Origin of the sequence: Herminiimonas contaminans (assembly GCF_015645465.1) — a bacterium.
In the GTDB taxonomy this organism is placed as follows: domain Bacteria; phylum Pseudomonadota; class Gammaproteobacteria; order Burkholderiales; family Burkholderiaceae_D; genus Oxalicibacterium; species Oxalicibacterium contaminans.
Window position 1 is genome coordinate 154,373 of record NZ_JADOEL010000004.1, and the last position, 14,181, is coordinate 168,553.

13 protein-coding genes are annotated in these 14,181 nt (G+C 51.3%); 12 read left to right on the plus strand and 1 reads right to left on the minus strand.

Annotated features, from left to right (window positions below):
* Positions 1-103: 103 nt before the first annotated feature.
* From thiC to IXC47_RS07435, 4 genes are all read left to right on the plus strand, one after another.
* Positions 104-2,017 carry a phosphomethylpyrimidine synthase ThiC gene (gene thiC, locus IXC47_RS07420; RefSeq protein ID WP_195875159.1) on the plus strand — a complete coding sequence of 638 codons (1,914 nt, stop codon included), beginning with the start codon at positions 104-106 and terminating at the stop codon, positions 2,015-2,017.
* Positions 2,017-2,220, plus strand: coding sequence for a sulfur carrier protein ThiS (thiS, locus tag IXC47_RS07425; protein WP_195875216.1), 204 nt, complete (start codon positions 2,017-2,019; stop codon positions 2,218-2,220). The genes thiC and thiS overlap by 1 nt, the downstream gene beginning before the upstream one ends.
* A gap of 62 nt (positions 2,221-2,282) precedes the next feature.
* The gene (locus tag IXC47_RS07430) at positions 2,283-3,080 is read left to right on the plus strand and encodes a thiazole synthase (protein ID WP_195875160.1); all 798 of its coding nucleotides are present in this window, start codon (positions 2,283-2,285) and stop codon (positions 3,078-3,080) included.
* A gap of 102 nt (positions 3,081-3,182) precedes the next feature.
* Positions 3,183-4,160: an NAD(P)H-quinone oxidoreductase gene (locus IXC47_RS07435; RefSeq protein ID WP_124575586.1), complete on the plus strand. Its 978-nt coding sequence runs from the start codon at positions 3,183-3,185 to the stop codon at positions 4,158-4,160.
* 74 nt (positions 4,161-4,234) lie between these two features.
* Here IXC47_RS07435 and IXC47_RS07440 read toward each other — a convergent pair whose 3' ends face one another.
* Positions 4,235-5,215, minus strand: a complete 981-nt coding sequence (locus IXC47_RS07440; RefSeq protein ID WP_195875161.1) for a LysR family transcriptional regulator — start codon at positions 5,213-5,215, stop codon at positions 4,235-4,237.
* 144 nt (positions 5,216-5,359) lie between these two features.
* Here IXC47_RS07440 and IXC47_RS07445 point away from each other — a divergent pair, with 144 nt between their 5' ends.
* The 8 genes from IXC47_RS07445 (at position 5,360) to IXC47_RS07480 (ending at position 14,094) form a co-directional block, all read left to right on the plus strand.
* Positions 5,360-5,695 carry an HAD family hydrolase gene (locus tag IXC47_RS07445; protein ID WP_124575584.1) on the plus strand — a complete coding sequence of 112 codons (336 nt, stop codon included), beginning with the start codon at positions 5,360-5,362 and terminating at the stop codon, positions 5,693-5,695.
* Between the two features lie 410 nt (positions 5,696-6,105).
* Positions 6,106-7,272 carry an ADP-forming succinate--CoA ligase subunit beta gene (sucC, locus tag IXC47_RS07450; RefSeq protein ID WP_124575583.1) on the plus strand — a complete coding sequence of 389 codons (1,167 nt, stop codon included), beginning with the start codon at positions 6,106-6,108 and terminating at the stop codon, positions 7,270-7,272.
* A 2-nt stretch (positions 7,273-7,274) separates the two neighbouring features.
* On the plus strand, positions 7,275-8,150 hold the full coding sequence (gene sucD / locus IXC47_RS07455) for a succinate--CoA ligase subunit alpha (RefSeq protein ID WP_012078256.1): 876 nt from the start codon (positions 7,275-7,277) through the stop codon (positions 8,148-8,150).
* 217 nt (positions 8,151-8,367) lie between these two features.
* On the plus strand, positions 8,368-9,135 hold the full coding sequence (locus IXC47_RS07460; protein ID WP_012078257.1) for a fumarylacetoacetate hydrolase family protein: 768 nt from the start codon (positions 8,368-8,370) through the stop codon (positions 9,133-9,135).
* A gap of 19 nt (positions 9,136-9,154) precedes the next feature.
* Positions 9,155-10,165, plus strand: coding sequence for a 2-dehydropantoate 2-reductase (locus tag IXC47_RS07465; protein WP_175626996.1), 1,011 nt, complete (start codon positions 9,155-9,157; stop codon positions 10,163-10,165).
* A gap of 671 nt (positions 10,166-10,836) precedes the next feature.
* A complete protein-coding gene (locus tag IXC47_RS07470; RefSeq protein ID WP_124575581.1) occupies positions 10,837-11,865 on the plus strand; it encodes a Bug family tripartite tricarboxylate transporter substrate binding protein in 1,029 nt (342 codons plus the stop codon).
* Positions 11,866-11,970: 105 nt separating this feature from the next.
* Complete coding sequence (locus tag IXC47_RS07475; RefSeq protein ID WP_175626997.1) at positions 11,971-12,492, plus strand: tripartite tricarboxylate transporter TctB family protein; 522 nt, start codon at positions 11,971-11,973, stop codon at positions 12,490-12,492.
* A gap of 72 nt (positions 12,493-12,564) precedes the next feature.
* Positions 12,565-14,094: a tripartite tricarboxylate transporter permease gene (locus IXC47_RS07480; protein WP_175626998.1), complete on the plus strand. Its 1,530-nt coding sequence runs from the start codon at positions 12,565-12,567 to the stop codon at positions 14,092-14,094.
* Positions 14,095-14,181 lie beyond the last annotated feature (87 nt).

The following is a 14,181-nucleotide window of genomic DNA, read 5'->3' on the forward strand; positions in this document are numbered from 1 at the left end:
TTTGAATTGCATCGTCCTCGCTGCAACTCCTTTTTGAATCGTTACCTGTCCTCGAAACCTCCTTAGCTGGCTCCAAGCCACTGTAGTTAGCCAAGGAGCCAAAATGAATGCCAATCCCAAATTTCTGTCCGCCACTGCGACAGTAGACGAAGCAGCGATCCAGCCGCTGCCAAATTCCCGCAAAATTTATATCGAAGGTTCGCGTCCCGACATCCGCGTGCCTATGCGTGAGATTACGCAGTCTGATACGCCAGCCTCGTTCGGTTTTGAAAAGAACCCGCCTATCTATGTGTACGACACCTCGGGTCCCTACACCGATCCTGCGGCGAAGATAGATATCCGTTCCGGCCTGAACACACCGCGCCTGCCGTGGATACTGGAACGCGCCGACACGGAAGAATTGCCAGGCCCGACTTCGGAATACGGCATAGAACGCCTGAACGATCCGAAGCTGGCCGAGCTGCGTTTCAATCTGCATCGCAAACCACGTCGCGCATTGGCAGGTAAAAACGTCTCGCAAATGCACTACGCACGTCAGGGCATCATCACACCGGAAATGGAATTCGTCGCGATCCGTGAAAACATGAATCGTCGCGCCTATCTGGAAGAGTTGAAAAAGTCCGGCCCTAAAGGTGAAAAGCTGGCCGAGTTGATGGGACGTCAGCATCCGGGGCAATCTTACGGTGCTGCGATTCCGCAAGAGATCACTGCCGAATTTGTGCGCAGTGAAATCGCACGTGGTCGTGCCATTATTCCGGCCAACATCAATCACCCGGAAATCGAACCTATGATCATAGGCCGTAACTTCCTGGTCAAAATCAACGCGAACATCGGTAACTCGGCGGTCACTTCTTCCATCGGTGAAGAAGTCGAAAAAATGACCTGGGCGATACGTTGGGGCGGCGATAACGTGATGGATCTGTCGACGGGCAAACACATCCATGAAACACGTGAATGGATTATCCGCAACTCACCTGTACCTATCGGCACCGTGCCGATCTATCAGGCACTGGAAAAAGTAAATGGCAAGGCAGAAGACCTGACCTGGGAAATCTTCCGCGACACGCTGATAGAGCAGGCCGAGCAGGGAGTCGATTACTTCACCATCCATGCTGGTGTCTTGCTGCGCTATGTGCCACTGACCGCGAAGCGCATGACCGGCATCGTGTCGCGTGGTGGCTCCATCATGGCGAAGTGGTGTCTCGCGCATCACAAGGAGTCTTTCCTGTACGAACATTTCGAAGACATTTGCGAAATCATGAAAGCGTATGACGTGTCCTTCAGCCTGGGTGATGGTTTGCGTCCTGGTTCCATTTACGATGCCAACGATGAAGCACAACTCGGTGAACTGAAAACCCTGGGTGAGCTGACGCAGGTAGCATGGAAGCACGACGTGCAAGTCATGATCGAAGGTCCGGGTCATGTGCCTATGCACTTGATCAAGGAAAACATGGATCTGCAACTGGAGCAGTGTCATGAAGCGCCGTTCTACACACTCGGACCTTTGACTACTGATATTGCACCCGGCTATGACCACATCACCTCGGGCATAGGTGCAGCGCAGATCGGCTGGTACGGTACCGCGATGCTGTGCTACGTCACACCGAAGGAACATTTGGGCTTACCGAACAAGGTAGACGTCAAGGACGGCATCATCACTTATAAGATCGCTGCGCATGCCGCTGATTTGGCCAAAGGACATATAGGCGCACAGATACGCGATAACGCATTGTCGAAAGCGCGCTTTGAATTCCGCTGGGAAGATCAATTCAACATCGGACTGGACCCGGACAAGGCACGTGAATTCCATGATGAAACCTTGCCCAAGGATTCCGCCAAGGTCGCGCATTTCTGCTCGATGTGCGGGCCGCATTTCTGTTCGATGAAGATTACGCAGGAAGTGCGTGATTACGCCGCCAAGCAAGGCATCACAGAAATCCAGGCTTTGAAAGCCGGGATGGAAGTGAAGGCCATCGAGTTCGTGAAAAGCGGCGCAGAGATTTATCAAAAACAATGATGATCACGCTACAGCTGAATGGCAATGCACATCAGGTCGAAGACGGTAGTAGCGTCGCCGACCTGGTTGCTTCTTTGTCGTTGACTGGCAAAGCCATCGCCGTCGCAATCAACCGTGAAGTGCTGTCTGACAGCGATTGGCCGCAGCGACGCTTATTGCCGACGGATGCGGTTGATATCGTGCGTGCGATAGGCGGCGGTTGAACCATCTGTAAGCAGCGAGGCAGGCTACTTGCCTCGCTATTCTTCTTAAACAGGAGTGACCCATGAGCAGTATCTATTTCCCTGACGACCAATTGACGATCGCAGGCACCACTTACCGTTCCCGCCTCCTGGTAGGCAGCGGCAAATACAAAGACCTCGAGCAAACACGTGCTGCCAGCGAAGCAAGTGGTGCACAAATCGTCACCGTTGCTATCCGTCGCGTCAACATCGGCCAGGATCCGAATGCGCCTAGCCTGCTTGATGTACTGCCACCATCCGAATACACCTTGCTGCCGAACTCGGCTGGTTGCTACAACGCAGCTGATGCGGTCTACACCTTGCAACTGGGTCGTGAAATCCTCGGCGGTCACAAGTTGTGCAAGCTGGAAGTACTGGGCGATGAAAAGACCCTGTTCCCGAACATGCCGGAAACCCTGAAAGCAGCAGAAACGCTGGTCAAGGATGGTTTTGATGTCATGGTCTATTGCAGCGATGATCCTATCCAGGCGCGCATGCTGGAAGACATCGGTTGCGCCGCCATCATGCCGCTGGCTTCATTGATCGGCTCGGGCATGGGCATCCTCAACCCTTGGAACCTGTCGCTCATCATCGAACAAAGCAAAGTCCCGGTCATCGTCGATGCTGGTGTTGGTACGGCTTCGGATGCAGCGATTGCAATGGAACTGGGTTGCGACGGTGTGCTGATGAACACAGCCATTGCTGGTGCGCAAGATCCGGTGCGTATGGCGCATGCAATGAAACTGGGCATAGAAGCCGGGCGCAATGCTTACCTGGCAGGTCGTATCGCCCGTAAATTCGCCGCATCCCCATCGTCACCTATGGCTGGGCGTGTGGTTTAAGCTGTTGGCAGCGGCAGGGTCATTTATGTGTGGGATTGGCAGATAAAGCGATTATCGAATATCCTTGCTGCCTTCAATGTCTACACAATTAAAGGATTTACCATGCGCGCGATCGAGATTACTCAGCCAGGCCCACCAGATGTCTTGAAGCTGTGCGAGCGTCCCATGCCCGAGCCTAAGGCTGGCGAAGTATTGATCAAAGTGCATGCGGCGGGTATTAACCGTCCTGACGTGCTGCAACGTACGGGTAATTATCCGGTGCCTAAAGGCGCATCGGATTTGCCAGGCCTCGAAGTAGCCGGTGAAATCGTCGGCGGCGACCTGGCTGGTACCGATTTCAAGCTGGGCGATATGATTTGCGCACTGGCGCAGGGCGGTGGCTACGCCGAGTACTGCACCGCACCGGTCGAGCAATGCCTGCCTATTCCTAAAGGCCTGGATGCGGTGGAAGCGGCGTCACTGCCGGAAACATTCTTCACAGTCTGGAGCAATGTATTTGATCGTGTCGGTTTGAGCGGCGATGAAACCTTGTTGGTACAAGGTGGTACGTCCGGCATCGGCGTCACAGCGATCCAGATCGCCAAGGCACTTGGTCATCGCGTGTTTGCAACCGCTGGTAGCGACGACAAGGCTCGTGCTTGCGAGGTGATGGGGGCCGAACGCGGCATCAATTACAAGACTGAAGATTTTGTCGAAGTAGTCAAAGCCGCAACCGGCGGCAAGGGTGTGGACGTTATCCTCGATATGGTTGGTGGTGATTACGTATCGCGTGAAATTCGTTGTCTCGCAGATGATGGCCGTCTCGTTTTCATCGCGCTGTTGGGTGGTAATAAGGCCGAAGTCAGCCTGGGTCAAATCCTTTTGCGTCGTCTGACAATTACCGGTTCAACTTTGCGTCCGCGTCCGGTCGCATTCAAGGCTGCGATTGCGAAACAGTTGCGCGAGCGTGTCTGGCCATTGATCGAAGCAGGCAAGATCAAACCGGTGATCTACCAGACCTTCCCGTTGGAAGAGGCAGCACAAGCGCATGCGCTGATGGAAACCAGCACACACATCGGCAAAATTATCCTGAAGGTATAAGCACCGCTCGATGCAATAAAAAAGCCCGCCAGTCTCTGCAGACTGGCGGGCTTTTTGTTGGGAGAAGAGCAGAATTATTTTTTGCTCTTGCCCAATGCTTTCGCTGGCAAGTCGCTCAACTGCTTGCCCGGTTTCGGGTTGTAACGCACCAGGCGTTCTATCAACTCAGGGCCTTCTTCCAGCAGGAAGTCTTTAAAGGCTTGCGCAACTGGTGGCAGGCGCTTGTTCTTCCGGTGCACGATATACCAATTCAGCATGACCGGGAAGCCTTCGACATCCAGCACAGCCAGGCTGCCTGCCTGCAGTTCCAGGCTGATGGTATGTGCGGATAGAAAGCTCACGCCCATGCCCGCAATCACCGCCTGCTTGATGGTTTCGGTACTACGGATTTCCATTGCGACATTGATGTCGTTGATGCGATCGCCGAAACCGTCTTCCATCGAGTGCCAGGTATCCGAACCTTTTTCGCGCACGACGAAGGGTTCCTGCATCAGCCTGCTCATCGGGATATTTTTTTGCGCTACCAGTGGATGGTCAGGTGCGGCCACGATCACGTAAGGATGCGGTGCAAATGCTTCGTTGATGGTATCCATATCGGTCGGCGGCCGCACCATAATCGCGATGTCGGTCAGATTGCTGGTCATCTGGTTCAGCAAGCCTTCGCGATTGTGTACTGACAGATTCAGCGTCACGCCCTGATGGCTGCGCGCAAATTCCACCAGCAGGCGCGGGAAGAAGTAATCGCCTGCGCTGATAACCGCAACGTTCAGCTTGCCTCCGGTGATGCCCTTGAACTGCGTCATCGCATCTTCCGCTTCCTGGAACTGCTGGATGATGGTGCGACTGTAGTGCAGCAGTTCGGAGCCGCCGGGCGTGAGATAGATTTTCTTCCCTAATTGTTCGAACAGGGCAAGGCCGGCATGCTCCTCCAGCTTCTTGACCTGGGTGGAAACCGCGGGTTGGGTGAGGTGCAATTCTTCTGCAGCCCGCGAAAAGCTTAGGTGGCGGGCAACCGTCTCAAAAACCTTCAGTTGCCGGAGTGTTGCGTTCTTCATGGCAGGAATAGTCGATGTATAAGCTTAAAGGAATCATTATGATTAAATACTTTAACTATGCCTAATCATTTTTTGCCCCTAAGATGCATTTAAGTTTAGAAAACAACGCTAAATGAGTACCAAAATCTAGACAGGAGACTTACTATGTTCACAGCCGCGTTGGATCAATATTCTGCAGATGATGCAGCGGATCTACATCGTAACGCTTATAACGCAGCGTTTTACGAACTCGGCTTGAGCTGGTATTGGGATGCGAACACCGACGATGATCTTGCCGTCGCCGCAGGTGGTCGCAAGCGTCTTCAACATTATCTGGAAACTTGCCAACAGCATCTCCTGAAAGTGTATGAAGCCGATTTCCTGATTGAAGCAATTCAAGCCGCCAAAGCACGCTGCTATGAAACCATGACTGCCTCTGGAACCCGCGTAACACGCTCGGTGAACTGGGCTGAGTTTCAACGGGGCGAAGTAGGCGTTTGAGCACGGTATCCTTGTGGATTGTGTCATGACCTGACGCAATCGCAGTGGATGCAAGGCAATTTGACTGTGTACATCAATCTATCGGTTCGATGTTGCGCCGCGTCAAATTTGCAGCTCACTCCATTTGTTGTAACTGATGCGAATTAATCCTCGCGCGATAGCCGTTTTCTTCATCGATTTTTGCATAAGTATGATCGATTAAGGTGCGGCAAGTATCGAATCTTAACCGTGGTCAAGGATATCGGGATACTCTTCTCGGACAATCCACGTCACCGTTAATTTCGATATAGCAGCAGTTAAAATAGCAGCTTTTTTGCTGGGAGCATCGACGGTTTTTGCGTGGATTCAAGCAAAAGAAAATTTATCGCAGCATAAAGCTGCCAAAAAATTGATTATCAACAAGGACGATCATGAATATCCACGAGTATCAAGGAAAAGAAATACTGCGTAAGTATGGTGTTACGACACCAAAAGGTTTCCCCTGTTTTTCCGTAGATGAAGCTGTTCAGGCTGCAGAAAAACTCGGCGGCAAAGTTTGGGTTGTTAAGGCTCAGATTCACGCAGGTGGCCGTGGCAAAGGCGGCGGTGTCAAGGTCGCAAAATCGCTGGATGAAGTGCGTAAATACGCAAACGACATCCTCGGCATGACGCTGGTAACACACCAAACCGGTCCTGAAGGCCGTCTGGTTAAGCGTTTGCTGATCGAAGAAGGCGCGGACATCAAAAAAGAACTGTACGTCGGCATGGTCGTTGACCGTGGTAGCCAACGCGTTGCACTGATGGCATCCAGCGAAGGCGGCATGGACATCGAACACGTTGCTGAACACACTCCTGAGAAAATTCACAAGGTATTCATCGATCCAGTTACAGGTTTGCTCGATAGCGAGGCTGATGACATCGCCCGCAAAATCGGCGTACCAGAAGGTTCGATCGGCCAGGCACGTGCATTCATGCAAGGCCTGTACAAAGCATTCGACGAAACCGATGCATCGCTGGCAGAGATCAATCCATTGATCGTGACTGGCGACGACCGTATCGTTGCACTCGACGCGAAATTTAACTTCGATTCGAACGCCATGTACCGTCATCCTGAAATCCAGGAAATGCGCGATCTGGACGAAGAAGATCCAGCAGAAATCGAAGCATCGAAATTTGACCTGACCTACATCTCGCTCGACGGCAACATCGGCTGCCTGGTTAACGGCGCTGGTCTGGCTATGGCAACCATGGACGTCATCAAGCTGTACGGCGGTTCGCCAGCTAACTTCCTCGACGTAGGCGGCGGTGCTACGACTGAGAAAGTAACTGAAGCATTCAAGATCATGTTGAAGAACCCGGACATCAAGGCGATCCTGGTTAACATCTTCGGCGGCATCATGAAGTGCGACGTGATTGCGCAAGGCGTGATCGCTGCAGCAAAACAAGTTGATCTGACAGTTCCACTGGTCGTTCGTATGGCTGGTACCAATGAAGAACTGGGCAAGAAGATCCTGGCTGAATCGGGTCTTCCTATCATCACGGCAAACAACATGGCTGAAGCGGCTGAAAAAGTCGTCAACGCAGCACAGGGGAAATAAGCATGTCAATCCTGATCAATAAAGACACTAAAGTTATCACCCAAGGTATCACTGGTAAAACCGGTCAGTTCCATACCAAGATGTGTATCGAATACGCAAACGGTAAAAACTGTTTCGTAGCTGGCGTGAACCCTAAAAAAGCAGGCGAATCGTTCGAAGGCGTGCCTATCTACGGTTCCGTCGCTGAAGCGAAAGCTGAAACAGGTGCAACCGTTTCGGTTATCTATGTTCCGCCTCCGTTCGCTGCTGCTGCAATCGACGAAGCTGTTGATGCTGGCGTTGATCTGGTTATCTGCATTACCGAAGGTATCCCAGTTCGCGACATGATCCGCACCAAGCAACGCATGGAAGGCAAGAAAACCCTGTTGCTCGGACCTAACTGCCCAGGTTTGATTACACCTGATGAAATCAAGATCGGCATCATGCCAGGTCACATCCACAAGAAAGGCCGTATCGGCGTGGTTTCGCGTTCCGGTACTTTGACCTACGAAGCAGCTGGTCAACTGGCTGAATTCGGCCTGGGTCAATCGACCGTGGTTGGTATCGGTGGTGATCCAGTCAGCGGCTTGAAGCACATCGACGTGCTGCGCATGTTCAATGACGATCCTGATACCGACGCAGTCATCATGGTTGGTGAAATCGGTGGCGACGCAGAAGAAACCTGCGCACGCTGGATCAAAGACAACATGAAAAAACCAGTTGTCGGCTTCATCGCTGGTGTTACCGCTCCTGCAGGCAAACGTATGGGCCACGCTGGCGCGATCATCTCCGGCGGCAAAGGTACAGCACAAGAGAAACTGGCTGTGATGGAAGCGTGCGGCATCAAAGTAACGCGCAATCCAGCTGAAATGGGCCGTTTGTTGAAATCGGTTCTGTAATAAGTAGTCCTGACACTCCCCATGCATGGGGAGTGTTATCCCTACAGCAAATACCCAGTGTTTGCTGTAGAGATAGTTAGCAAATGCAAATGAAGTAGATGTCGCAAGTGCGCGTATGCGCACCGGAATGTGATCGCGCCATAGCGCTGGTCTGCCGTCGGTTCTGCTGCTTGCCTTTGCTAACAGTACAAGTTTCGAAATCTTAAGAAAGCAAAAAATGTCAAAACGTTGGGTACGGTTTAGTCACGCAGGTAACACACAGTTCGGTACGCTTGAAGGCGACAACATTCAAGTTCACACCGGCGATATGTACGCTAACCCGGTTAAAACAGACACCGTGTTGAACATCAATGACGTCAAAGTCTTGATGCCAGCACAACCAACCAAAATCATCGCTATGTGGAACAATTTCCACGAACTGGCGAAGAAATTGAACCTGGCAGATCCAGCAGAACCGCTGTACCTGATCAAGGCACCTAATTCCTACCTGAACCCAGGTGAAACCATCCAGAAGCCGCCGACAGACGACAAAGTCGTGTTCGAAGGCGAGCTCGGTATCGTTATCGGCAAAACTGCTAAAGCAGTGTCGGAAGCGGACGCGATGGACTATGTATTTGGTTACACCGTTGCAAACGACGTTACCGTTGCAACTATCCTGAATCGTGATGAATCGTTTGCACAATGGGTGCGCGCTAAAGGTCTGGATACCTTCTGCCCGTTCGGCCCGACGATTGCTACCGATCTGGATCCGACCACATTGGTTGTTAAAACTGTCCTCAACGGCGATGTTCGTCAAAACTATCCAATTAGCGATATGCGTTTCTCCACGCAGCAATTGGTAAGCATGATTTCCGCCGATATGACGCTGTTCCCAGGCGACATCATCCTGTGCGGCACCTCGGTAGGTGTCGGCTCGATGAAGCCAGGTAGCGTCGTGGAAGTTGAGATTGCTGGTATCGGCAAGCTCACAAATGATTTTAAATAATAGTGGCGAGGTAAATAGTATGAAAATTGCAATTATTGGTGCAGGTGCTATCGGCGGTTACGTTGGCGTCAAATTGGCGCTGGCTGGTGAAGACGTAACTTTCATCGTACGTGGTGCGAATCTGGAAGCTATCCGTAAAAACGGCGCTAAATTGATCATGCACGACGGTTCCGAACACGTCGCTGCAAACGTCAAGGCAACCAACAACTACGACGAAGCTGGTCCGCAAGACATCATCGTCCTGGCAATGAAAGCGCATCAACTCGAAGCGATTGCTGACGACCTGCCTAAGCTGATCGGCCCAGAAACTGTCATCGTCACGATGCAAAACGGTATTCCTTTCTGGTACTTCCACAACCACGGCGGCAAACTGGCTGGCACACGCGTAGAAAGCGTAGACCCAACCGGCAAGATTACTTCCAAGATCCCTGCTGATCGCGTTTTGGGTTGTGTTGTATACCCTGCGTCGGAATTGATCGCTCCAGGCGTCATCAAACACATCGAAGGCGACCGTTTCCCTATCGGCGAACTGGACGGCTCGACCAGCGAACGCGCAACCCGTGTTTCGGAATGCTTCACCAACGCTGGCTTCAAATCGCCAGTATTGGACAACATCCGTTCGGAAATCTGGCTGAAATTGTGGGGCAACCTGACATTCAACCCGATCAGCGCGCTGTCGCACTCGACCCTGCAAGACATCTGCCAATACCCGCTGTCGCGTGAACTGGCTGCTGCAATGATGACCGAAGCGCAAACCATCGCGCACAAACTGGGCATCGAATTCCGCGTTACGCTCGAGAAGCGTATCGCTGGTGCAGAAAAAGTCGGCAAACACAAAACATCGATGTTGCAAGACGTTGAAGCCGGTCGTGATCCTGAGATCGACGCATTGGTAGGTTCGGTAGCAGAACTCGGCCGCCTGACAGAAACACCTACGCCACATATCGATACAGTGTACGCACTGGTCAAATTGCTGGCGAAGACCATGAATGAAGAGACTGGCCAAGTCAAACTGCAAAAAGTCGCTTAATTCAGCGTTCTTGGCATCGATAAGATGATGAAGCCCATGAAGATATTCTTATCTTCATGGGCTTTTTTCTTGTCTGTCCGTGCTGATCGCGTGCAATTGACGGTATGACGCGGGTTTGCACCAGGATGGTGACTTATCGATCAAAGATGGAAATTCTTAACCAGCATCAAGGAAAGCTGAGAAGAGTTCTCGCAAACTCAAGAAAATGAAAAGAAATACGTATAAATACGTATATAAATTTTTCACCAACATATGCCCTAAGGATGGCACACTGATGCAAAGCGATAAATTAATGTCGCATTGCAATCAAAATGCAGTGTTTGGATTTGAGTAAAGAGACATCGTTCACTGATAGCCGTAAATAAACAGGCACGTTGAAAGATGGATCGTTGTGACGCAGGTATGGTTAAAGGAGGCCGTATATGTATCCCAGTAACTCGCAAGGGTGGCTCAGGTAACAAACAAGAGGCGCGATCAAAGGAGGTCGCCGTCCCGAAAACTTGACCTAGGTCAAGAAGTTTTTGGAGGAATGGTCACACTATCCTCGGAAAACAAAAGTAACTTTAAGTTACGTAGAAGGCATCGTTGGCCGCACGGTGCTAGTGCTCACAAGGCACCCTGACGCGGCAAGTAGCACCGTAGTTAAAATTATTATTAACAGGAGACAAGCAATGATCAAGGATTTCATTTCGCATTCGAAAAGCGGCATGGCAATGGCAACAGCCGGTGCATTTGCTGCAGTAGCTCTCGCTGCAACTCCAGCATTCGCCGCTTGGGAACCAACCAAGCCAGTCGAATTTGTGGTTCCAGCAGGTACAGGCGGTGGCGCTGACCAAATGGCTCGTCTGATCCAAGGCGTGATCATCAAAAACAAATTGATGAAAGAACCGCTGATCGTCGTCAATAAATCGGGTGGTGCCGGTGCTGAGGGCTTCCTTGGCATTAAAAATGACAAAGGCGATCCACACAAAATCATTATCACCTTGTCGAACCTGTTCACCACGCCTATGGCTACCGGTGTTCCGTTCAACTGGCGTGACATGACTCCAGTTGCGATGTTGGCGCTGGATCAATTCGTTCTGTGGACCAATGCAGAACAGCCATACAAATCCGCAAAAGAGTACATCGATGCGGTAAAAGCAGCCGGCCCTAACAAATTCAAAATGGGCGGCACAGGCTCCAAACAGGAAGATCAGATCATCACTGTTGGCCTGGAAAAAGCAACCGGCACCAAGTTCATCTACATCCCATTCAAAGGCGGTGGTGAAGTTGCAGTGCAGTTGGTTGGTAACCACTTGCAATCAACGGTTAACAATCCTATCGAAGCAGTTTCGCAATGGCGCGCAGGTAAACTGAAAGCGCAATGCGTATTCGATCATGAGCGTATGCCGTACAAAACCAAGGTTACCGAAACTCAATCGTGGAACGACATCCCAACATGTAAAGAAGCCGGTATCCCTACCGACTACACCATGTTGCGCGGCATCTTTATGCCTGCAGGTGTAACTCCTGATCAGCTGGCATTCTACGTTGACCTGTTCAAAAAGGTACGTGAAACAGCTGAATGGAAGGACTACATGGAAAAAGGCGCGTTCAACACGACCTTCAAAACTGGTAACGACTTCAAAGTCTGGCTGGAAGCAGCAGAGAAGCAACACGCTACTCTGATGCAAGAAGCAGGCTTCATGGCGAAGAAGTAATCAACATCGGGATATAGGCAGTAAGCAGCACTACCGGCTCACGGTAGTGCTGGCTTCTGCGCGCCTATCCCAACTACATTGCAAAAATTTTCAGGAGCATTCCTCATGGATCAGAATTCAGAATCCAGCGGTGGCGTTCGCACTGGCGTGGCCACTTATGTTGTCGAGGCAGTTGTAGCTGCTCTGCTGCTGTTGCTGGGTATTACAGTTGTTATTTCCAGTTGGAACCTGGGTGCAGAGTGGACCACCGACGGTCCAGGCTCAGGGTACTTCCCGTTCTATATCGGTCTCGTTATCTGTATATCGGGCGCGGGCACACTTTTTCAATCCCTTTTTGGTAAAGAAAAAAACACAGAAGTATTTGTCGATGGCGAGCAACTGAAGCGCGTACTGCAAGTCCTGATCCCAGCAATCATTTATGTTGGTGCGATCCAGGTCTTTGGTATCTACGTTTCGTCCGCTGTCTACATCGCACTGTTCATGATCTTGCTCGGCAAGTTCTCACCTATCAAAGCGGTTATCGCTGCAGTAGGCGTCAACACAGTCTTCTTCCTGATGTTTGAAGTGTGGTTCAAAGTGCCCCTGTACAAAGGGTCCATAGATCTTTTGAGCTTCCTCGGTTACTAGAGCCTGTGCGTGTCGATCATATCGATGTGCTAGCTAACGAGTTAGATTGGAATTCAAGGAGTTATAAGTAAAATGGAAGAAATCAATTCATTATTTCACGGGTTCGCGGTCATTATGACCCCCATGAATTTCTTGCTGATGGTCATCGGCATTGTATTGGGGGTTTTGATTGGCGTGTTGCCTGGTCTGGGTGGCGCAAACGGCGTAGCGATTCTGCTGCCGCTTACGTTCTCGATGTCTCCGACATCTGCAATTATCATGTTGTCCTGTATCTACTGGGGTGCATTGTTCGGCGGTGCTATTACATCCGTCCTGTTCAATATTCCCGGGGAGCCGTGGTCAGTCGCGACGACCTTCGACGGTTATCCGATGGCACAAAAAGGCAATGCTGGTGAAGCACTGACCGGCGCGTTCACATCATCGTTTATCGGTGCGTTCGTTGCGGTTGTCATGATCACCTTCATGGCGCCACTGGTTGCTAAGTTCGCGTTGCGTTTCGGTCCTCCGGAATTCTTCTCGGTGTACCTGCTGACCTTCTGTAGCTTCGTTGGTATGGGTAAAGGTTCGCCGTTCAAGATCCTGGCTTCGATGGCTCTCGGTTTCGCGTTGGCTTCGGTCGGCATGGATACTGTGACTGGCCAATTGCGTCTGACCTTCGGTTTCGAAGAGTTCATGCGTGGCTTCGACTTCCTGATCGCTGTTATCGGTTTGTTCGGTATTGGTGAGATCCTGTTGTCGATGGAAGAAGGTCTGGCGTTCTCCGGTAAATCTGCGAAGATCGATCCAAAAGTCGTTTTCCAAACATGGAAAAAACTGCCGGCATACTGGGTTACTTCGGTACGCAGCTCGCTGGTTGGTATCTGGATGGGTGTTACACCAGGCGGCGCAACTCCAGCATCGTTCATGGCTTATGGTCTGGCCAAGAAGATGTCGAAAAACGGTTCCAAGTTCGGTACCGGTGAGCTCGAAGGTGTGGTCGCTCCTGAAACCGCAGCGCATGCTGCAGGTACAGCTGCATTGCTGCCTATGCTGGCACTGGGTATCCCAGGTTCGCCAACAGCAGCGGTCTTGCTCGGCGGCTTGCTGATCTGGGGTCTGCAACCTGGTCCATTGCTCTTCGTTGAGCAAAAAGACTTCGTTTGGGGCCTGATCGCCAGTATGTATCTGGGTAACCTGGTTGGTCTGCTGGTTGTGTTGACCACAGTGCCACTGTTTGCTTCGATCCTGCGTATTCCATTCTCGATCATTGCACCAGTGATTATCGTGATCTGTGCGATCGGTGCTTACACCGTTCACAACGCGATGTTCGATATCTGGCTGATGGTTGTGTTTGGTGTGGTTGGTTATCTGTTCAAGAAACTCGACTACCCACTGGCACCGCTGGTTCTGGCATTGGTTCTGGGCGACAAGGCAGAAGATTCGTTCCGTCAAGCGATGTTGACATCGCAAGGCGACGTATCGGTCATGTTCTCCAACCCGCTGGTTGGTAGCATCACTGGCCTGGCATTGATCATGTTGTTCTGGCCACTGATCTCGCGTCTGATCGCAAAAGTTCGTCCACCAAAAGTTGACGAGTTTGCTGATGAGCGTCCAGTAGATTGATAAACCTGCTCATGTTTTTGATCCGATGTCCTGCACAACGGGATGTCGTATGATCAGGCTACAGTACTGATCTGATCTTGAATGCCC